This is a genomic window from Streptomyces sp. NPDC002403 (genome assembly GCF_053593015.1).
In genome coordinates this window covers 54,388-72,960 of sequence record NZ_JBSFBQ010000035.1, presented here as the reverse complement: position 1 = coordinate 72,960, position 18,573 = coordinate 54,388, and the positions used below count along the sequence as shown (strand labels likewise).

Genomic DNA, 18,573 nt, shown 5'->3' with positions numbered 1-18,573 from the left:
TCCTGGCCGAAATGGGGCGCGCGGTGGCGCCGGTCACACCCGATGTGTCCAGATTGCGTCTCCTGAGCACCGGATTTCAACCGGAAGCGGGTGTGCGGGTACTCTGTACGGTCTGCACCGGTGTCTGCCCGTGCCAGCACGTCGACCCCCTTCCGATGGAGGGTGTTGTCAGTGGCGGCTGTTCTACTCGGAGACACCGATGCTCACGCATCACGACCCTCCTGCCACGGAACGACCGTGGCCGCTGAGTCCAAAGGAGGTGGGTTCCACATGCGTCACTACGAGGTGATGGTCATCCTCGACCCCGATCTCGAGGAGCGCGCTGTCTCCCCGCTGATCGAGAACTTCCTCTCCGTCGTCCGTGAGGGCAACGGAAAGGTCGAGAAGGTCGACACCTGGGGCCGTCGTCGTCTCGCTTACGAGATCAAGAAGAAGCCCGAGGGCATCTACTCGGTCATCGACCTGCAGGCCGAGCCTGCGGTCGTCAAGGAGCTCGACCGCCAGATGAACCTGAACGAGTCGGTCCTCCGGACCAAGGTCCTCCGTCCCGAGTCCCACTGAGCATCTAGCTCAGTGGTCATCGGGTTCGAGTAGCAGCAAGCAGCCAGAAGCAATCCCCGCCGAGAGGTTCATCCATGGCAGGCGAGACCGTCATCACGGTCGTCGGCAATCTCGTCGACGACCCCGAGCTGCGCTTCACCCCGTCCGGTGCGGCGGTCGCGAAGTTCCGTGTCGCGTCCACTCCCCGCATCTTCGACCGGCAGACCAATGAGTGGAAGGACGGCGAAGGCCTGTTCCTCACCTGCTCGGTCTGGCGGCAGGCGGCGGAGAACGTCGCCGAGTCGCTCCAGCGAGGCATGCGCGTCGTCGTGCAGGGCCGGCTGAAGCAGCGGTCGTACGAAGACCGCGAGGGCGTCAAGCGCACGGTCTACGAGCTGGATGTCGAGGAAGTCGGCCCCAGCCTCAAGAACGCCACGGCCAAGGTCACCAAGACCACCGGTCGCGGTGGCCAGGGCGGCCAGGGTGGATACGGCGGCGGCCAGCAGGGCGGCGGCAACTGGGGCGGCGGTCCCGGTGGTGGCCAGCAGGGTGGTGGCGGCGCTCCCGCCGACGACCCGTGGGCCACGAGTGCGCCGTCCGGCGGTCAGCAGGGCGGGGGCCAGCAGGGCGGCGGAGGCGGCTGGGGCGGAAGCTCCGGCGGTTCCGGCGGCGGCTACTCGGACGAGCCTCCCTTCTAGGGCAGCTCGTACCCCCACTTCTTGATCACACAGGAGAAACACCATGGCGAAGCCGCCTGTGCGCAAGCCTAAGAAGAAGGTCTGCGCGTTCTGCAAGGACAAGACCCAGTACGTGGACTACAAGGACACGAACATGCTGCGGAAGTTCATTTCCGACCGCGGCAAGATCCGTGCCCGCCGCGTGACCGGCAACTGCACGCAGCACCAGCGTGACGTCGCCACGGCAGTCAAGAACAGCCGTGAGATGGCGCTGCTGCCCTACACGTCCACCGCGCGATAAGGGAAGGGTGACCGAATCATGAAGATCATCCTCACCCACGAGGTCTCCGGCCTCGGTGCTGCGGGCGACGTCGTCGACGTCAAGGACGGGTACGCCCGTAACTACCTGGTTCCGCGTGGCTTTGCCATCCGCTGGACCAAGGGTGGCGAGAAGGACGTGGCGCAGATCCGCCGCGCCCGCAAGATCCACGAGATCGCCACGATCGAGCAGGCCAACGAGATCAAGACCAAGCTCGAGGCCGTGAAGGTCCGTCTGGCCGTTCGCTCCGGCGACGCCGGCCGTCTCTTCGGCTCCGTGACTCCGGCCGACATCGCCTCGGCGATCAAGGCCGCCGGTGGCCCCGACGTCGACAAGCGTCGCGTCGAGCTGGGCTCGCCGATCAAGACGCTCGGCGGACACCAGGTGTCCGTGCGTCTGCACCCCGAGGTCGCTGCGAACCTCGGCATCGAGGTCGTTGCTGCCTAAGGGCACAGCTCACCTGAGCAGCTGAAGGGCCGCACCCCATGGGGTGCGGCCCTTCGTCGTTTCCGGCCGTGCGGTCCCGGCCGGGTTTCGTGGCCTTCCTGTTGTCCTTCTGCAATCTCCCCCGTTGCCCGGTTTCACGTGAAACCGGGCAACGGTCGGTGGCTCAGCGCGTGGCCCCGGTGACGATCCACTTGCCGGAGCGGGTGCGCAGCCAGAGCGTCACCAGGCGGACGGCCATCATCAGGGTCATCGCCCACCACAGCGTCGTCAGGCCACCTCCGATCACCGGCACCAGCAGTGCGACCGGGGCGAAGACCGCGAGCGTGACGAGCATGGCCCAGGCCAGGTACGGGCCGTCACCGGCACCCATCAGCACTCCGTCCAGGACGAAGACCACGCCGGCGATCGGCTGGGACAGCGCGACCACCAGCAGCGCCGGGACAAGGGCGTCCTGCACGGACCGGTCGCCGGTGAACAAGGGCACGAACAGCGGGCGGGCGAGGACGATCAATGCCCCGAACACCACCCCGGAAACGATGCCCCACTGCACCATGCGACGGCATGCCTCGCGTGCGCCCCTGGCGTCATCGGCTCCCAGGTAGCGGCCGATGATCGCCTGGCCGGCGATGGCGATGGCGTCGAGGGCGAAGGCCATCAGGCTCCAGAGCGACAGGATGATCTGGTGCGCGGCGATCTCGGTGTCGCCGAGGCGGGCGGCGACGGCCGTGGCGATCAGCAGGACGGCGCGCAGCGACAGGGTACGGACCAGGAGGGGAACGCCTGCCTGGGCGCTGGCCCTGATGCCCGCGGCATCGGGACGCAGTGAGGCGCCGTGCCGTCGCGCTCCCCGTACCACCACGATCAGATAGGCCGCGGCCATCGAGACCTGTGCGATCACGGTGCCCCAGGCCGATCCGGCGATACCGAGACCGGCACCGTAGACCAGTCCCGCGTTGAGGGCTCCGTTGGCCGCGAAGCCTCCGACGGCGACGTACAGCGGAGTCCTGGTGTCCTGCAGGCCGCGGAGGACACCGGTCGCGGCCATCACCACGAGCATGGCCGGGATGCCGAGGCTGGAGATCCTCAGATATGTGGTCGCGTAGGGGGCCGCCGTGTCGGAGGCCCCGAAGACGCCCACCAGCCAGGGGGCCGTGGGGAGAGCGACGGCGATGACGACGACGCCCAGCAGGAGCGCCAGCCAGATGCCGTCCATGCCCTGCCGGATCGCCGAGGCCAGATCGCCCGCCCCGACCCGTCGGGCCACCGCCGCGGTGGTGGCGTACGCGAGGAAGACGAAGATGCTGACGGCGGTGGTCAGCAGGGCGGCTGCGACGGCCAGGCCGGCCAGCTGCGGGGTGCCGAGATGGCCGACGATGGCGCTGTCGACCATCACGAAGAGCGGCTCGGCGACGAGTGCGCCGAAGGCAGGGACGGCGAGCGAGATGATCTCGCGGTCGTGCCGTCGGCGACTGGGCGGCGGTGGTGCCGGGGCCTGGATCATGGGGGTCAATCTAATCTTCCACAGGTAATGGATGCAATGGCTTAGTAGTCCTTACATTTGCGTAGGTTCGGCGTTCTCCTGTGTGTCGTTTGTCGTGATCTTGAACTGAGGTGGAAAGTTTTTCTCCCCCACAGGCCGTGGATGGGGAAAGGCCAGGTCAGCGCGGTGATGGTCCAGGCCCTATGAGTTTGTCCACAGTGCTGTCCCCCGCTCCGTGCACAGGTTCTGCGGAGTTCTCCACAACATCTGGTCGGTCGTCCACATGCCCTGTGGATAACCAGATTGGCTGACGGTGCCGAGCGGCCTACCGTGGACCGGCGCCCGCACCCCGTTCCCGCCCTGGAACCACGCGGAACTCGACGTGTCGGAACCGGAGTCGGGCGTCTTGTTTGTCGGTGCCGTGCCGTAAGAAAGAGTGGCATGGCGAGGTCCGCGGAGCGGACGGGAGGAGGTGGCCCGGTGAGCATTCCCGAGCCTTTGGACGACCCCTGGGCCGAGGCCGGTCCCAGTGACCGTCTGCCCGTCTCCCGGCAGCGTCGTGGTGAAGGCCGGGACCGCGGCGAGCAGCACGAGCGCGGCAGGGAGAGCGGCGGATGGGACGGCGGCTCTCCCGGTTTCGAGCGGGTGCCGCCCCAGGACCTCGATGCCGAGCAGTCGGTACTCGGCGGCATGCTCCTGTCCAAGGACGCCATCGCCGATGTCGTGGAGATCATCAAGGGCCACGACTTCTACCGTCCCGCGCACGAGACCGTCTACCAGGCGATCCTCGACCTCTACGCCAAGGGCGAGCCGGCCGACCCGATCACGGTGGCGGCCGAGCTGGTCAAGCGCGGCGAGATCACCAAGGTGGGCGGGGCGCCGTATCTGCACACCCTCGTCCAGTCCGTGCCGACCGCGGCCAACGCTTCGTACTACGCGGAGATCGTCCACGAGCGGGCGGTCCTGAGGCGGCTCGTCGAAGCCGGCACGAAGATCACGCAGATGGGATACGCGGCCGACGGCGATGTCGACGACATCGTGAACTCCGCGCAGGCCGAGATCTACGCCGTCACCGAGCAGCGCACCAGCGAGGACTACCTGCCGCTCGGCGACATCATGGAGGGCGCGCTCGACGAGATCGAGGCGATCGGTTCGCGCAGCGGCGAAATGACCGGGGTGCCGACCGGCTTCACCGACCTCGACGCCCTGACGAACGGCCTGCACCCGGGCCAGATGGTCGTCATCGCGGCCCGTCCCGCCATGGGTAAGTCCACGCTGGCTCTCGACTTCGCCCGGGCCTGTTCGATCAAGAGCAACCTGCCCAGCGTGATCTTCTCCCTCGAAATGGGGCGCAACGAGATCGCGATGCGTCTGCTCTCCGCCGAGGCGCGGGTGGCGCTGCACCACATGCGCTCCGGCACCATGACCGACGAGGACTGGACGCGGCTGGCCCGCCGGATGCCGGATGTCTCGGCCGCCCCGCTCTACATCGACGACTCCCCGAACCTCTCCATGATGGAGATCCGGGCGAAGTGCCGCCGTCTCAAGCAGCGCAACGACCTCAAGCTCGTGGTCATCGACTACCTCCAGCTGATGCAGTCCGGCGGCTCGAAGCGGGCCGAGAGCCGCCAGCAGGAAGTCTCGGACATGTCCCGAAACCTCAAGCTGCTGGCGAAGGAGCTACAGCTTCCGGTCATCGCGCTCTCCCAGCTGAACCGTGGCCCCGAGCAGCGCACGGACAAGAAGCCGATGGTCTCCGACCTGCGTGAATCGGGATCCATCGAGCAGGACGCCGACATGGTGATCCTGCTGCACCGCGAGGACGCGTACGAGAAGGAGTCCCCCCGCGCCGGCGAGGCCGACCTGATCGTGGCCAAGCACCGTAACGGCCCGACGGCAACGATCACGGTGGCCTTCCAGGGCCACTACTCGCGCTTCGTCGACATGGCGCAGACCTGACGGCTGCAGGTTTTCGGGCTCCGTGTCACTTTCTCCGCTGCCACGTCATGGCGACGGCAGTCCTGACGCTCCGGCTCACTCCGTCACGGGCAGGTACTCGGCGAGCAGACCCACGACGTCGCGCCAGGGCCGCCGCGCGTGCTGCGGATGGTGGGCGACGCCGGGGAGCACGGTCTGGTCGACCGGCGGGTGGTGAAACGCGTGCTGGGCTCCGCCGTAGACCACCAGGCGCCAGTCGATGCCCGCGGCCTGCATCTCGGCGGCGAAGGCGTCCCGTCGCTCAGCGGGCGCGAGGTGCCCGGTCATCGTCAGGCCGTCGGCCGGGTATGCGACCGTGCGTGTGGTGATCGTCGTCATGAGACCGGACCGTAGCGACGGCCGATCCCGGCCGGGCCGGTCTCCACCGTCGGCTGAACAGAGGGTGGGCGTGGGCCCGTGGGCGGTGAAATGGAGTCGCCACCGTCTGGTTCTGCGGGTAGTTGTGTGAGCATGACCTACTCATCCGAACAGTTGCTTCCGGGGACGCAGCGTGCTCTGCTGCACCGCATCGCCACCGCGCAGTCGGAAGGCCGCGCGCCCTCGCTCGTCGCCGCGGTACAGCGGCAGGGGCGGACCGTCTGGAGCGGATCCCGCAGTTGCGTGGACGGCCACGCTCCCGACAACGACACACAGTTCAGGATCGGATCCCTCACCAAGACCTTCACCGCGGTGCTGGTCCTGCGCCTGCGTGACGAGGGCCTGCTCGACCTGGACGATCCGCTGGAGAAGCATCTGCCCGGCACCGATGTCGGTGATGTGACGATCCACCAACTGCTGGGACACAGCGCGGGACTCGGTGCCGAGGCGCCCGGGCCCTGGTGGGAGCGGACCCCGGGCACGCTACGGCCCGAGCTGGCCGATGTGCTCGGCGAGCAGACGCGGATGCACAGTCCAGGGCAACGGCACCACTACTCGAACCCCGGCTACACGCTGCTGGGCGCCCTGGTCGAGAAGGTGCGCGGGGCGAGCTGGGCGGAGGTGCTGCGACACGAGATCCTCGAACCGCTCGGCATGAACCGCACCGGCCTCCACCCGCAGGCACCGCACGCGGGCGGCTGGGCCGTGCATCCCTGGGCCGATGTCATGCTGCCCGAGCCGGCCGAGGATCTCGGGCTGATGGCCCCGGCCGGCCAGCTCTGGTCCACCACCGACGATCTCCTGCGCTTCGCGACCCTCCTGGCCGAGGGGGACGACCGGGTGCTCTGCGCCGACTCCGTGGAGCAGATGCGTGAGCCGTCCGCGCCCGCAGAGCACGGAGACTGGCACTTCGCCTACGGTCTGGGCCTTCAGGTGGTGCGCATCGGCGGCCGCACACTCGTCGGACATACGGGATCGCTGCCCGGATTCCTGGCCGCCCTGTGGATCGGCGTCGAGGACGACGTGGTGGCCGTCGCGCTCACCAACACGACATCGGGTCTGCTGATCGGTGGGCTTGCCGCCGACCTCGTGAACATCGTGGCCGAGTCCGAGCCCCGCATCCCCGAGCCCTGGCGCCCGCTGCCGGAGGTGGATGCCGGGCTTCTCGCACTGACCGGCCCCTGGTACTGGGGCACGCGCCCGAATGTCCTGCGGATGGCCCCGGGCGGCGGGCTGGAGCTGGCGCCCCTGCAGGGCCCCGGCCGCGGCGCCCGGTTCACCGCACAGCCCGATGGCACCTGGATCGGTCTCGACGGCTACTACGCGGGGGAGACGCTGCGCGTGATCCGGAACAGCGACGGCAGTGTGAACCATCTCGATCTGGGTTCGTTCGTCTTCACGCGGGAGCCGTACGACCCGGCCGCCGCCGTTCCCGGCGGTGTGGACGAGGGCGGATGGCGGGGCCTGGGAGCCTGATCGTCCCGTTTCACGTGAAACGGGAGAACGGGAGTGGGCGGGCCGGTTCAGGCCGTCAACTCCCGTTCCAGCGGGGTGCGGAAGCGCGGTGTGACCCGTGTCTGACCCACCCACTGCGAGAACCGGGACGCTTCCGCTTCGATCGCGGCGGAGGCCTCCCGGCCGACATCGGACAGCAGCCGCCAGACCGGCTCGCCGTCGGCCCGCTGGGCCCAGCCGCCCACGATCCGCCCGTTCCACCACACGGTCGGACCGATGTTGCCGGACCGGTCGAAGAGAACGTCCCGGTGCCCGGCCGACAGATGGAATCCGCGATCGGACCATCCCATGGCGCTGGGGTCGAGAGCCGGAAGCAGGGCGGCCCAGGGCTCCGGGGCCGGTTCCGGCTCCATGTCCTTTGGCAGTACCCACCCCACGGCTCCGTCGTCCAGCCGGACCTCCTCGGCCCCGACGGCTGCCAGAGCCTTGCGGGCCGGCCCCAGCCCCCAGCCCGTCCACCACTTGAGATCGGCCTCGGTCGCCGGGCCGTAGGCGCGGAGCCATCGCCGGGCCAGTTCGGCCCGTGCCTGTGCGGGGTCCCCGGCCGGCCAGGGCTCGGAGGACGTCCAGCGGAACTGGCTGGAGGTCCAGGAACCGCGTGGCCGGTCCCGGCGGATGCGGCCTTCGGCCGCCAGGATCCGGATGACACGGGAGGCGACGCCCTGTACGCCCTCGGCCTTCTTGCCGGGGAAGACGGTGATCTTCGTACGCAGGGCGGCCACGGCGGCGGAGAGTTCGGTGCCGGTGGCGGTGCCGCGGTCGGCGAGAGCGTCCAGGGTCTGCTGTTCGGTGTCGGCGAGCCAGCGCTCGTCCAGGCCGTTCCCGTCGTCCGCGAGGTGCTTGAGGAAGGTCCGGCGCTCCTTGGCGGCAACGGCCCGGGCGTTCGAAGCATCGACGCAGGGGGCGAGTTCCCGCGACACGACGAAGAGAGTGTTCCGCATGGAGAGCTGCCTGACCAGCGAGACGTCCCCGTAGAGGGCCTGTTCCACCGGGGCGATGCCCACCTCGGACAGGCGGGCACAGGTGGAGAGGAAGACGGTGGCGGCATCGGTCGCGTGCAGCGCCACGACCGCGTCGGCAACGGAGACCGGGGAAGGGGCCCTTAGGGACGGGGCCAGGAGATGGCGCCGGCCGAGCCTGATCCTGCGTTGCTCGTCACTGATGCGGTGCATGGACGACCCCCTCCCGGGCTCCGGAGTGTGATTCAGAGTGCGAGCTTGAAGCCCACATGGCTGGCGGTGAAGCCGAGCCGCTCGTAGAAGCGATGGGCGTCGGTCCGGGTCGCATCGGACGTCAGCTGGACCAACTGGCAGTCCTGGCGCCGGGATTCGGCCACGGCCCACTCGATCAGCAGGGTGCCGAGGCCGCTGCCGCGTTCGTCGGCATGGATGCGTACGCCCTCGATGACCGAGCGGGTCGAGCCGCGGCGGGAAAGTCCGGGAATCACGGTCAGCTGCAGGGTTCCGACGACGCGGCCCTCGCGCACGGCGACGACCAGGTGCTGGTTCGGGTCGTCCACCAGCCGCCGGAACGCGGCGTGGTACGGGGTCAGGTCGTCCGGCGACTCGCGCTGTGCACCCAGCGGATCGTCGGCGAGCATGGCCACGATCGCGGGGATGTCGTCGTGGGCAGCCGGCCGTATTTCCAGATCGCTCATGATCGGCAGGGTACGCAGATCGTCCGGGCGGCGCGGGCTTTTGTCCTACGCCACAGGCGCCTCGCGACCACGCGGTGACTCAGGCGACCTGTACCGGGGCCCTCAGTTCCTCGACCGCCCTGACCAGCGGGGCCAGTTCGGGCGACTTCGCGGCCTCGTCCAACGCCGCGCGCAGCGCGCTGTCGTTGGTCGGCCGGGCCTCGGCGAGCAGGGCGAGGCCGGCCTCGGTGACATCGGTGTAGATGCCACGGCGATCGGTGTCGCAGAGATATCGCATCAGCAGTCCGCGGTCCTCCAGGCGGGTGACCAGGCGGGTGGTGGCGCTCTGGCTGAGCACGACCGCATCCGCGACCTGCTTCATCTGGAGATGCCCACCCGGGCCGTTGTGCTGCCTGCTCAGGACGCCGAGCAGGGAGAACTCCCGCACGCTGAGCCCGTGCCCGGACTGCAGCGCCCGCTCGATGCGGGCCTCGATCTTTCCGTGGAGCAAGGAGAGAGCGCACCAGCCCTGGGAGAGGGCGGTCAGTGCGGGGTCTGTCGCTGTCATGGGGTCTCTCCTCCGTGTAGGAGCCGCTTGCCACCAGGATAGGCGACCGCCGCAATAGCCCGCGTTTGCAATTAATCGGCGTCTGCAATTATTGTGGACGCTCGTAACATGCAGGCGCAATCTTCAGGGAAGGTGAAACCCATGCCGCTCGCGCTCCTAGCCCTCGCCATCGGGGCTTTCGGTATCGGGACCACCGAGTTCGTGATCATGGGGTTGCTCCCCGAGGTTGCCGCGGACTTCCAGGTCTCGATCCCGACCGCGGGGTTCCTCGTCACGGGGTACGCCCTCGGCGTCGTCCTCGGTGCCCCGCTGATGACGGCCCTCGGCACCCGGGTCACCCGCAAGCGCATGCTGATGCTGCTCATGGGCCTGTTCGTCGTGGGCAACGTGATCTCCGCGGTCGCCCCGGTCTTCGGCGTCATGGTCGTCGGCCGGGTGATCGCCTCACTCGCCCATGGCGCCTTCTTCGGCATCGGAACGGTCGTCGCGGCCGACCTGGTGGCTCCCCAGAAGAAGGCCGGGGCGATCGCCATGATGTTCACCGGCCTCACCGTGGCCAATCTCGTCGGTGTACCGCTGGGCACCTACATCGGACAGAGTGCGGGCTGGCGGACCACGTTCTTCGCCGTCGCCGCGATCGGCGTGATCGGCCTTCTCGGTGTCGCCAGGCTCGTCCCCGAACAGTCACGGCGCGAGGGCGTACGGCTCCGCGACGAGCTGGCCGCGTTCCGCAATGTGCAGGTTCTGCTCGCCATGGCGATGACCGTCCTGGGTTTCGGCGGAGTCTTCGCCGCGATCACCTACATCACTCCGATGATGACCGGGATCGCCGGATACTCCACGTCGTCCGTCACCTGGCTGCTGGTGCTCCTCGGACTGGGCATGGTGGGCGGCAATCTGATCGGCGGCAGGTTCGCCGACCGCCATCTGATGCCCCTGCTGTACGTGTCGCTGGGCGCCCTCGCCGTGGTCCTTGCCCTGTTCACGCTGACCGCTCACAACAAGATCACCGCAGCCGTCACCATCGCGCTGATCGGCGGCCTGGGCTTCGCGACCGTGCCGCCGCTGCAGAAGCGGGTGCTCGACCAGGCTGCCGAAGCCCCGACCCTCGCCTCCGCGGCCAATATCGGTGCCTTCAACCTCGGCAACGCGCTCTCGGCGTGGCTCGGTGGCCTCGTCATCTCGGCGGGCCTCGGCTACACCGCTCCCAACTGGATCGGCGCGGCTCTGGCGGCCTCCGCCCTGGCCCTCGCGGTCGTCTCCGGTGTGCTGGAACGCCGCACGGTCACGACCGGCCGGATCGTTGCCCGGCACACCCCTGAGCCCGCCCTCGCACCCGCGTCCCGGCGCTGAGATCCCCCTTCCACTCCGACATCCCCTTCCCGCAGAGCGCGGCACCTCACCGCGTCACATCGCACCAAGGAGCCCCCATGAGCACCACCACTGTCGCCGTCGCCCCGCTGACAACCGCGGACGCCGAATCGCTCGTCGACGCGGCCCGTACCGCCGCCGAGGCCGCAGGCGTCGCGGTTGCCGTCACCGTCCTCGACGCGGGCGGCCACCTGCTGGCCTTCCGCCGGGACGACCGGGCCGTCCTCATCGCCGGCGAGACCAGCACCCGCAAGGCGTACACGGCCCTCCAGCTCGACGCCCCCACGGCCGACCTCGTCGACGCGGTCCGGCCCGGCGGGCTCTTCCACACACTGCCCACCGCCCTCGACCGGCCGTTGCTCTTCATCGCCGGAGGTGTCCCCGTCCACCGCGACGGCCGGCTCATCGGCGCCATCGGTGTCGGCGGAGGCGCCCCCGACCAGGATCACGGCTTCGCGTCGGCCGCCGTGAAGGCTCTCGTCTGACGCACGCCCCGGGCCGCGCAGGTCTCCGCGGTCAGCCCGTCGCCACGGTCAGCGGGGCGTAGCGACGGGTCCAGTCGCCCGGCAGGTCCGAGATCCCATGGGTCATCACCGTGGTCACGGAGCCGGGCCGCAGGCCGCACTCCTCGAACCAGCCGAGCAGTTCGGTGTGGCGCGCGTCGATGTCCGCGCGCAGGGGCCGGTCGGTCGCCTCCGCGAGAGAGGCGACGAGTGCCTGAGCCGTGGCGGTGTCGCGCGCGATCAGCGGGCCGACCACATGGGCCCCGTCGCTCGGCCAGGCCGCCGCGTACCCGATGAGTTGCCCTTCGTCCCGGGCGACCCGGATGTGGTCGGCGTACGCGGGCAGCCGGGCGAGGACATGGGTCCGGTCGCTGCCGAAGACGTCCGAGTCCAGCCGGACCATGGCGTGCAGATCCTCCGCCGTGGCCGGGCGGACGGGCACGGCGGATCCGTCGTCGGTCGGCCGGAGGAAGCCGGTGACCCGCTGGGAGCGGCCCACGGCCGAGAAGCCGAGTTGCTCGTAGAGCGGTTGCCCCGCGGCTGTCGCGTAGAGGCTGAGCGGTGTGTCACCGTACTCGGCGATCACCCGGTTCATCAGATGCCGCGCGACCCCCTGCCGCGCGTATCGCTCCGCGACGAGCAGCATGCCGATGGCGGCCAGCCGCGGGCCGTAGGAGGTCACCACACAACTGGCCATCAGCCCCTTGCCCTCGGGATCGTCCACGCCGTAGCCGGTTCCGGCGGCGAGGAGCAGGCCCCACCGGTGCTCATCGCGTGGCCAGCCACGGTCTTCGCAGAGATCGGCGCAGGCGACCAGGTCATTCTGGGTGAGGCGCCGGAGAGGCAATTCGGCTGACGGGCGGGGCAGTGAGCTGGGCATGGAGGTCAGGCTGTCCGACGTGGTGTTCGCTCGTCCACCCCTTTACCGGCTCCGGCCGAGCGGCGCAGCCGGTGACCGCGCCGGGTCGGTCCCCAGGGCTTCAGTACCGATATCGCGGTGATGAAGAGGTAGGTCGCCGTTGCCACTGACGGCGCGACCACCAGGTCGACGTCGACGGTGCCACGCGTCGCGGCCTCGTCGATGCCGGGCCGCAGGGAGAAGACGGACAGTGCCACGGTGATCAGGGTGAGCCAGAACTTCGTCCAGACCCATCGGTGCCTGGCCAGCCCCCATGGCGTACCGAGCGCCAGAACGAGACCGCTGAACAGCGAGAACAGGGCGACCGGCACGATCAACCAGTCCCCGAAGACCTTCATGGCGCGGGTCGCGGCCCGGGCGGTGGCGGGGTCCGCAGTGGAGAAGGCCGTGATGGCGAGAGCCAGCAGTCCGACGGTCAGTCCCAGCCAGCCGACGGATACCGCGACATGCGCCACGAGGAGGCTGCGGCGGGCGGAGCGCTTGAGTGGTTTCACGTGAAACACGGTGCCGGGAGCGGGGCGATCGGGCGTCCGACGACGGGAGTAATTGCGCGTACTGGGCTCGGAGTACAGCACGCTCTCCTCTGCGGCCGTGACCGGCAGGCGAGTTGTCGTCCCGGCGGTTACGGATGCGCTCAGGGGTGCCTGTCATGCGTTCACGGCCCGCCCGCGTCCCCCGCAAGGCATGCTGGGCCGGGGGACCGCGGACAGTGGCCGAATGGCGACCGTCAGCAGGGCCCGATCGCGTCCGTGGACAACAACCGCGGGCCGTTCCGGCGCGTAAGGCGACCACGAGACGTACGAGGCGAGGCACAGTATGGATGCTCCGGCCACCGGGTGGACCGAAGACGGACCGCACAGATCTGCCGACGCGGTCCTGATCCATCGCACCCTGACCGAGATCTCGCCCGTCGCGGACCGGGCGACCTCGTACTTCTACGCGCTGCTCTTCATACGCCACCCCGAACTGCGTGACCTGTTCCCGGTCGCGATGGATGTCCAGCGTGACCGGCTCCTCCGCGCGATCCTCACCGCGGCCGACCGGCTGGACGATCCGCGTGCGCTGGCCGAGTACCTCGGCGAACTGGGCCGGGGGCACCGCAAGTACGGCACGCTGCCCATGCACTATCCGGCGGTGGGGGAGGCGCTCATAGGTGCCCTGAGCCGCTACGCGACCACCACCTGGGACGGCGAGACCGAAGAGGCCTGGGTGCGCGCCTACACCGCGATATCGCAGATCATGATCGACGCGGCCGCCGAGGACGAGCAGCGAGCCCCTGCCCTGTGGCACGCGGAGGTGGTGTCCCACGACCTCAGGACCCGTGACATAGCGGTGCTCACGCTCCGCCCCGACCAGGCCTACCCCTTCCTCGCCGGCCAGTACACGGCCGTGGAGACCCCATGGTGGCCACGGATCTGGCGGCACTATTCCTTCGCGTCGGCACCCCGCCCCGACGGCCTGCTCACCTTTCACATCAAGGCGGTTCCGGCCGGCTGGGTCTCCAACGCCCTGGTGCACCGGGCCCGGCCCGGGGACGTTCTGCGCCTCGGCCCGCCCACGGGCTCGATGACGGTCGACCACTCCACCCACAATGGCCTGCTCTGCCTGGGCGGGGGCACCGGCATCGCCCCCATCAAGGCGCTCGTCGAGGACGTCGCGGAGCATGGCGACCGGCGTCCCATGGAGGTCTTCTACGGGGCGCGCAGCGATCACGACCTGTACGACATCGACACGATGATGCGGCTCCAGAACACCTTTCCCTGGCTCGCGGTGCGGCCGGTGGTCGCCACCGGTCCGGAAACGGGAAGGGGCCTGATGAGGGGACTGCTGCCCGAGGCGGTGCGGCAGCGCGGCCCATGGCACGAGTACGACGCCTACCTCTCGGGCCCGCCCGGCATGATCCGCAGTGGCGTGGACGCGCTCAGGGGCACCGGAATGCCCGCCGAGCGCATCCGGCACGACTTCATCGAGGACCTGATCACGACCGGCCCCGCCTGACACGACCGGCCCCGCCTGACACGACCCGCCCACCCGCGATCCGCCCGCCCGTCCGCGGCGGCCGCCGCGGCCCCCCGGAGCGGAGGCGGTCAGCCCAGGTCGGGCGCGTGCATCGCGCGTACGCCCTCGATGTTGCCGTCGAGGTAGTGCCGCAGTGACAGCGGCACCAGGTGGACGGCGGCGATCCCCATACGGCTGAACGGCACCCGCACGATGTCGTACTCCCCGCAGGGATCGTCGATCTCGGGCCCGTGCCGCCGGGCCGGGTCCATCGACTCCAGCCGGCAGACGAAGAAGTGCTGGACCTTCACGCCCTTCACCCCGCCGCCCTCGATGTGCTCCACGGTGTCGACGAAGCAGGGGACCACATCGGTGATCTTGGCGCCGAGCTCCTCGTCCACCTCGCGGTGCAGGGCGTCGACCACGGTCGCGTCCTCGGGCTCGACCCCGCCACCGGGCGTGAGCCAGTAGGGATCCACCCCGGGCTTGGTGCGCTTGATGAGGATCAGGTCGTCGCCGTCGAGCAGGATGGCACGTGCGGTGCGCTTGACCACAGGACGTTCGGTCATGGCAAGAGCGTGGCCCGCGGAACCGGTTCTGAAACACCGGACGGGTGCCGGGCCGTCCTGCGGCTCACCAGTCGGCGGCGGCCCGCAGCAGCCACTCGTGAGCCCGCGCGATGTGGGGCAGCGCGAGCGTGCCGGTCCGCACGGCCAGGAAGTAGGTGCGCAGGGGAGGCACGGGCGGGTCCAGGAGCGCCACCACCTCGCCCCGCTCCAGAGCTCTCTCGCACAGATAGCGAGGCAGCACGGCGAGTCCGGCGCCCGCCGCGGCGCACTCCAGGACCGCCCGGAGATCCGGCACGATGACGGCCCCCGCGACGGCGGGCCGGCTCTCGAAGACCGAGGCCCAGTAACGGGAGACGAGCGGCAGGCTCTCGTGGACCTCCACGACCGGCAGCTGGTCCAGCACCACGGGCCCCTTGTGCCGCAGGGCCCCGGGCCCGAGGCGCCCGGCCCAGCGCGGCGCGGCGACCAGCACGTGTTCCTCGTCGCAGAGCGGGGTCGCGGAGAACAACCCGCCGCGCGGGCGGGCCGTCGCGACGGCCAGGTCGTGGTGGCCGGCGGCCAGCCCCTCCAGTACTTCCTCGGCTCCGGTGAAGAAGGAGCTGCGCAGCGCCAGTCCCTGGCCGACGAGAGGGGCGAGCGCGGGCAGGGCACGCATCGAGGTGAACTCGGGCGGTCCGGCCAGGTGCAGGGTCCGTACGCCCGACTCCTCGTCGAGCTCCGTCTCGGTGATCTCGATCAGCGCGTCCAGATGGGGCGCCGCCCGGTGCGCGAGTTCGTCGCCGATGGTCGTCGGGGTCACGCCGCGGGCCTTGCGCAGGAAGAGCGGGCGGCCCAGCTGCCGCTCCAGGGTCCGGATCTGCGAGGTGACCGCAGGCTGGGACAGGCCGAGCAGGGCGGCGGCCCTGGTGAAGGAGCCGGCCCGGTGCACCGTGACGAACGTGCGCAGCAGGGCCAGGTCCATGTCCTGCCCTCCTACCCTCACGACGCTTCGGACCCGTACAACTATAAATATGTCGATAGGTCTCTGTCGCTAACGTGATTGGACACTGACGGAGAGTCAACTAGCCTTGTTCGGGCGGTTCTTCGCAGGAGGAACCGGGGCGGTCCGAGCCACGAGGGGGGAGGCTCGGACCGCCCGGCCCTTGCCTGCCCGGTCCAGACGAAAGGCCCTGGCCCAGCGCCGCGTCCAGCGCCCGTTCCACATCCGCCACCAGGTCCGCCGGGTTCTCCGCGCCCACCGAGAAACGGATGAAGCCCTCGGGCACGGCGTCACCGCCCCATCGTGCCCGGCGCTCGGCGGTGGAGCGCACACCGCCGAAGCTCGTCGCGTCCTCGACCAGCCGCAGCTCGGTCAGGAAGCGCTCGGCCCGTTCGCGGTCGGGCAGCACGAACGACACCACGGAGCCGAAGCGCCGCATCTGCCGTACGGCCTTCGGATACGAAGGGTCGGTGGGCAGCCCGGGGTACCGCAGCCCGGTCACCTCCGGCCGCTTGCCCAGCGCCTCCGCCAGCGTCAGGGCGGTGGAGCACTGCCGCTCGATCCGCAGCTCCAGGGTGGCCAGCGAGCGGTGCGCGAGCCAGGCCTCCATGGGGCCCGGGATGGCGCCGACCACCTTGCGCCAGCGCCGCACTCCCGCGGCCAGCTCCGGATCGCGGCAGGTCACATGGCCGAGCAGGAGGTCCCCGTGTCCGGTCATGCCCTTGGTGTCACTGGCCACCGAGAAGTCGGCCCCCAGCTCCAGCGGGCGCTGGCCGAGCGGTGTGGCGAGGGTGTTGTCGACGGCCACCAGAGCGCCGGCCGAGTGCGCCGCCTCGACGAGCCGGCGTATGTCGCAGACGTCGAGCCCCGGATTGGACGGGCTCTCGATCCACAGCAGCCTGGCGCCGTCGAGGACTGCCAGCTGGGCATCGCCACCGGTCGGCGCGGTCCGCACCTCGACCCCGTACGCCTCCAGCTGCTCACGCACCAGCGGCAGGGCCTGATAGCCGTCGTCGGGCAGCACCACCACGTCGCCGGTGCGTGCCTGGGACAGCAGCACGGCCGAGATCGCCGCCATCCCGGAGGCGAAGACCGTGGTTTCGACGGGCTCCCCCGGTGCCTCCAGCTCGCCGATGGCGCGTTCCAGATGGGTCCAGGTCGGATTGGTGTCCCGGCCGTAGGTGTACGGACCGGTCGGTTCACCGGAGAGATGGAAGTGCGCGGCGAAGACCGGACCGGGCAGAGTGGGCTCGAACTGCTCCGGTTCGGGCAGCCCGGCCCGTACCGCCCGGGTTCCGTCACCCATGGTGCTCATACCGCTCCCTCATTTCTCTCTCCGGTGTGCCACCGGTCCTGCCCGCACTGTTTCAGCAGGCCACGGATCAGTCCTCGTCGGGCAGGATCACGTTCAGCGCCCACGACACGATCGAGATGATCAGACCGCCCAGCACGGCGGTCCAGAAGCCCTCGACGTGGAAGCTCAGGTGGAACAGCCCGGCCAGCCACGAGGTCAGCAGCAGCATGAGCGCGTTGACCACCAGCGTGATCAGCCCGAGCGTGAGGATGAAGAGCGGCAGGGTCAGCAGCTTCACGACCGGCTTGACCACGAAGTTCACCAGGCCGAAGAGCAGGGCGACCACGATCAGCGTGAGCGCCTTGCGGCCGGTGCTGCCACCGTTCAGCGTGATGTCCTGGATCAGCCAGATGGCCACGGCCAGCGCACCTGCGTTGGCGATCGTCTTGACTACGAAATTCTTCATGTGTCTGATCGTGGCAGACGTGATCGGTGGCGGACACCGGCAGTGCAGAGGCAAGGGGCGCACAGGCCATGAAGGCATTCAGACTGGACGAGCTGGAAGCGGAGCGGGCCGCCAACGACGGCGCGTATCTGCAGTTCGTGAAGGAACGGAACATGTCCGTCGGCCTGTACGCGCTGGACGCCGGTGAGCTCGACCCGCAGCAGCCGCACAACCAGGACGAGGTCTACCTCGTCGTCAGCGGCCGTGCCTCGATCACGGTCGGCATGGAAACCACGCAGGTGGGCAGGGGAAGCGTGGTGTACGTACCGGCCGGTGTCGCCCACAAGTTCCACCACATCACCGAGGACCTGCGGGTCATGGTGGTCTTCTCCCCGCCGGAGAGCTGAGCCGGTCCACCGGAGGGCGAGGGGCCGGTCTCAGGGATCCCTCAGGGGTCGATCAGGGGACTTCAAGGGCTGTGCGGCCCCCGTCGGCCCCCTCCGCGCCTCTAGCATCGAAGCAGGAACTCAGGCATCGAAGCAGGAACTCAAGGAGACGAGGTAGGGACGATGGCCGTGCGGGAGATATTCGCCGGTATGCCCTGGTGGGTGAAGTGGATCGCGGTGCCGGTCATCGCGATCGTCGTGTTCGGCGGTCTGATCGCCAGCGTGCTCGGGTTCGTGATCGAGGTGCTCTTCAAGGTCCTGGTCTTCGTGATCCTGGTCGGTGGGCTCATCTTCGTCGTACGCAAGTTCATGTCGTCGTCCTCCTCGCGCGGCGACTGGTAGGACGATCGGCGACCGGCCGGGGCGTTAGCCCAGGTGAGCTAAGCGGAAGGCGAAACGACGCCCCCCGCGGACCCGGCCGATACAGTGGCAGTTCGCTGCCAGCGCATGGGAGTTAACAGCCTGTCACCACAGTGACCCGTGGTTTGTACGGCGTTCGGTCTCCGGACCCC

21 protein-coding genes and 1 pseudogene are annotated in these 18,573 nt (G+C 69.5%); 11 read left to right on the top strand and 11 right to left on the bottom strand.

The window, feature by feature from the left end; genetic code table 11:
* The first annotated feature begins 270 nt into the window (after positions 1–270).
* From rpsF to rplI, 4 genes are all read left to right on the top strand, one after another.
* Complete coding sequence (rpsF, locus tag ACWCPY_RS30205; RefSeq protein ID WP_072487610.1) at positions 271–561, top strand: 30S ribosomal protein S6; 291 nt, start codon at positions 271–273, stop codon at positions 559–561.
* Between the two features lie 74 nt (positions 562–635).
* Positions 636–1,238 (top strand): single-stranded DNA-binding protein, encoded by a 603-nt coding sequence (locus ACWCPY_RS30200; protein WP_329820054.1) that lies wholly within the window; start codon positions 636–638, stop codon positions 1,236–1,238.
* Positions 1,239–1,281: 43 nt separating this feature from the next.
* Positions 1,282–1,518 carry a 30S ribosomal protein S18 gene (gene rpsR / locus ACWCPY_RS30195; protein WP_003967857.1) on the top strand — a complete coding sequence of 79 codons (237 nt, stop codon included), beginning with the start codon at positions 1,282–1,284 and terminating at the stop codon, positions 1,516–1,518.
* Between the two features lie 18 nt (positions 1,519–1,536).
* A complete protein-coding gene (gene rplI / locus ACWCPY_RS30190; protein WP_072487612.1) occupies positions 1,537–1,983 on the top strand; it encodes a 50S ribosomal protein L9 in 447 nt (148 codons plus the stop codon).
* A gap of 163 nt (positions 1,984–2,146) precedes the next feature.
* On the opposite strand, the gene ACWCPY_RS30185 is transcribed toward rplI, so the two are convergent.
* Positions 2,147–3,484: an MATE family efflux transporter gene (locus ACWCPY_RS30185; RefSeq protein ID WP_451270214.1), complete on the bottom strand. Its 1,338-nt coding sequence runs from the start codon at positions 3,482–3,484 to the stop codon at positions 2,147–2,149.
* 459 nt (positions 3,485–3,943) lie between these two features.
* Here ACWCPY_RS30185 and dnaB point away from each other — a divergent pair, with 459 nt between their 5' ends.
* The gene (gene dnaB, locus ACWCPY_RS30180; protein WP_451270212.1) at positions 3,944–5,422 is read left to right on the top strand and encodes a replicative DNA helicase; all 1,479 of its coding nucleotides are present in this window, start codon (positions 3,944–3,946) and stop codon (positions 5,420–5,422) included.
* Between the two features lie 75 nt (positions 5,423–5,497).
* On the opposite strand, the pseudogene ACWCPY_RS30175 reads toward dnaB, so the two are convergent.
* Positions 5,498–5,716: pseudogene (locus tag ACWCPY_RS30175) on the bottom strand (dienelactone hydrolase family protein); the annotation flags it as partial.
* 195 nt (positions 5,717–5,911) lie between these two features.
* On the opposite strand from ACWCPY_RS30175, the gene ACWCPY_RS30170 reads away from it, so the two are divergent.
* Entirely contained in the window at positions 5,912–7,294 is a 1,383-nt protein-coding gene (locus ACWCPY_RS30170; RefSeq protein ID WP_451270210.1) for a serine hydrolase domain-containing protein, read from the top strand.
* Between the two features lie 47 nt (positions 7,295–7,341).
* Here the strand turns inward: ACWCPY_RS30170 and ACWCPY_RS30165 are convergent, their stop codons facing one another.
* From ACWCPY_RS30165 to ACWCPY_RS30155, 3 genes are all read right to left on the bottom strand, one after another.
* Positions 7,342–8,505 carry a winged helix DNA-binding domain-containing protein gene (locus ACWCPY_RS30165; RefSeq protein WP_451270208.1) on the bottom strand — a complete coding sequence of 388 codons (1,164 nt, stop codon included), beginning with the start codon at positions 8,503–8,505 and terminating at the stop codon, positions 7,342–7,344.
* Positions 8,506–8,537: 32 nt separating this feature from the next.
* Positions 8,538–8,990: an N-acetyltransferase family protein gene (locus ACWCPY_RS30160; RefSeq protein WP_451270206.1), complete on the bottom strand. Its 453-nt coding sequence runs from the start codon at positions 8,988–8,990 to the stop codon at positions 8,538–8,540.
* 79 nt (positions 8,991–9,069) lie between these two features.
* Positions 9,070–9,537: a MarR family winged helix-turn-helix transcriptional regulator gene (locus tag ACWCPY_RS30155; protein ID WP_451270204.1), complete on the bottom strand. Its 468-nt coding sequence runs from the start codon at positions 9,535–9,537 to the stop codon at positions 9,070–9,072.
* A 141-nt stretch (positions 9,538–9,678) separates the two neighbouring features.
* Between ACWCPY_RS30155 and ACWCPY_RS30150 the strand changes: the two genes are divergently transcribed.
* A complete protein-coding gene (locus ACWCPY_RS30150) occupies positions 9,679–10,890 on the top strand; it encodes an MFS transporter (RefSeq protein WP_451270202.1) in 1,212 nt (403 codons plus the stop codon).
* A 77-nt stretch (positions 10,891–10,967) separates the two neighbouring features.
* The gene (locus tag ACWCPY_RS30145) at positions 10,968–11,393 is read left to right on the top strand and encodes a GlcG/HbpS family heme-binding protein (RefSeq protein WP_451270200.1); all 426 of its coding nucleotides are present in this window, start codon (positions 10,968–10,970) and stop codon (positions 11,391–11,393) included.
* A gap of 31 nt (positions 11,394–11,424) precedes the next feature.
* Here the strand turns inward: ACWCPY_RS30145 and ACWCPY_RS30140 are convergent, their stop codons facing one another.
* A complete protein-coding gene (locus ACWCPY_RS30140; RefSeq protein WP_451270198.1) occupies positions 11,425–12,291 on the bottom strand; it encodes a GNAT family N-acetyltransferase in 867 nt (288 codons plus the stop codon).
* A gap of 5 nt (positions 12,292–12,296) precedes the next feature.
* Positions 12,297–12,824 (bottom strand): DUF2269 domain-containing protein, encoded by a 528-nt coding sequence (locus tag ACWCPY_RS30135; RefSeq protein ID WP_451270196.1) that lies wholly within the window; start codon positions 12,822–12,824, stop codon positions 12,297–12,299.
* Between the two features lie 322 nt (positions 12,825–13,146).
* Between ACWCPY_RS30135 and ACWCPY_RS30130 the strand changes: the two genes are divergently transcribed.
* Complete coding sequence (locus tag ACWCPY_RS30130) at positions 13,147–14,328, top strand: globin domain-containing protein (protein WP_451270194.1); 1,182 nt, start codon at positions 13,147–13,149, stop codon at positions 14,326–14,328.
* A gap of 89 nt (positions 14,329–14,417) precedes the next feature.
* Here ACWCPY_RS30130 and ACWCPY_RS30125 read toward each other — a convergent pair whose 3' ends face one another.
* The 4 genes from ACWCPY_RS30125 to ACWCPY_RS30110 form a co-directional block, all read right to left on the bottom strand.
* Positions 14,418–14,897, bottom strand: coding sequence for an NUDIX hydrolase (locus ACWCPY_RS30125; RefSeq protein ID WP_329820042.1), 480 nt, complete (start codon positions 14,895–14,897; stop codon positions 14,418–14,420).
* A 64-nt stretch (positions 14,898–14,961) separates the two neighbouring features.
* Complete coding sequence (locus tag ACWCPY_RS30120; RefSeq protein WP_451270191.1) at positions 14,962–15,858, bottom strand: LysR family transcriptional regulator; 897 nt, start codon at positions 15,856–15,858, stop codon at positions 14,962–14,964.
* A gap of 100 nt (positions 15,859–15,958) precedes the next feature.
* Complete coding sequence (locus ACWCPY_RS30115; RefSeq protein WP_451270189.1) at positions 15,959–17,191, bottom strand: cystathionine gamma-lyase; 1,233 nt, start codon at positions 17,189–17,191, stop codon at positions 15,959–15,961.
* Between the two features lie 67 nt (positions 17,192–17,258).
* On the bottom strand, positions 17,259–17,636 hold the full coding sequence (locus ACWCPY_RS30110; RefSeq protein WP_451270187.1) for a phage holin family protein: 378 nt from the start codon (positions 17,634–17,636) through the stop codon (positions 17,259–17,261).
* Between the two features lie 68 nt (positions 17,637–17,704).
* On the opposite strand from ACWCPY_RS30110, the gene ACWCPY_RS30105 reads away from it, so the two are divergent.
* Entirely contained in the window at positions 17,705–18,022 is a 318-nt protein-coding gene (locus tag ACWCPY_RS30105) for a cupin domain-containing protein (RefSeq protein WP_072488196.1), read from the top strand.
* Between the two features lie 168 nt (positions 18,023–18,190).
* Entirely contained in the window at positions 18,191–18,403 is a 213-nt protein-coding gene (locus tag ACWCPY_RS30100; RefSeq protein ID WP_072488273.1) for a DUF5326 family protein, read from the top strand.
* Positions 18,404–18,573 lie beyond the last annotated feature (170 nt).

Coding starts and splice junctions, on each gene's coding strand:
- rpsF (WP_072487610.1), top strand. CDS start 271: ATGCGTCACTACGAGGTGATGGTCATCCTCGACCCCGATCTCGAGGAG.
- ACWCPY_RS30200 (WP_329820054.1), top strand. CDS start 636: ATGGCAGGCGAGACCGTCATCACGGTCGTCGGCAATCTCGTCGACGAC.
- rpsR (WP_003967857.1), top strand. CDS start 1,282: ATGGCGAAGCCGCCTGTGCGCAAGCCTAAGAAGAAGGTCTGCGCGTTC.
- rplI (WP_072487612.1), top strand. CDS start 1,537: ATGAAGATCATCCTCACCCACGAGGTCTCCGGCCTCGGTGCTGCGGGC.
- ACWCPY_RS30185 (WP_451270214.1), bottom strand. CDS start 3,484: ATGATCCAGGCCCCGGCACCACCGCCGCCCAGTCGCCGACGGCACGAC.
- ACWCPY_RS30170 (WP_451270210.1), top strand. CDS start 5,912: ATGACCTACTCATCCGAACAGTTGCTTCCGGGGACGCAGCGTGCTCTG.
- ACWCPY_RS30165 (WP_451270208.1), bottom strand. CDS start 8,505: ATGCACCGCATCAGTGACGAGCAACGCAGGATCAGGCTCGGCCGGCGC.
- ACWCPY_RS30160 (WP_451270206.1), bottom strand. CDS start 8,990: ATGAGCGATCTGGAAATACGGCCGGCTGCCCACGACGACATCCCCGCG.
- ACWCPY_RS30155 (WP_451270204.1), bottom strand. CDS start 9,537: ATGACAGCGACAGACCCCGCACTGACCGCCCTCTCCCAGGGCTGGTGC.
- ACWCPY_RS30150 (WP_451270202.1), top strand. CDS start 9,679: ATGCCGCTCGCGCTCCTAGCCCTCGCCATCGGGGCTTTCGGTATCGGG.
- ACWCPY_RS30145 (WP_451270200.1), top strand. CDS start 10,968: ATGAGCACCACCACTGTCGCCGTCGCCCCGCTGACAACCGCGGACGCC.
- ACWCPY_RS30140 (WP_451270198.1), bottom strand. CDS start 12,291: ATGCCCAGCTCACTGCCCCGCCCGTCAGCCGAATTGCCTCTCCGGCGC.
- ACWCPY_RS30130 (WP_451270194.1), top strand. CDS start 13,147: ATGGATGCTCCGGCCACCGGGTGGACCGAAGACGGACCGCACAGATCT.
- ACWCPY_RS30125 (WP_329820042.1), bottom strand. CDS start 14,897: ATGACCGAACGTCCTGTGGTCAAGCGCACCGCACGTGCCATCCTGCTC.
- ACWCPY_RS30120 (WP_451270191.1), bottom strand. CDS start 15,858: ATGGACCTGGCCCTGCTGCGCACGTTCGTCACGGTGCACCGGGCCGGC.
- ACWCPY_RS30115 (WP_451270189.1), bottom strand. CDS start 17,191: ATGAGCACCATGGGTGACGGAACCCGGGCGGTACGGGCCGGGCTGCCC.
- ACWCPY_RS30110 (WP_451270187.1), bottom strand. CDS start 17,636: ATGAAGAATTTCGTAGTCAAGACGATCGCCAACGCAGGTGCGCTGGCC.
- ACWCPY_RS30105 (WP_072488196.1), top strand. CDS start 17,705: ATGAAGGCATTCAGACTGGACGAGCTGGAAGCGGAGCGGGCCGCCAAC.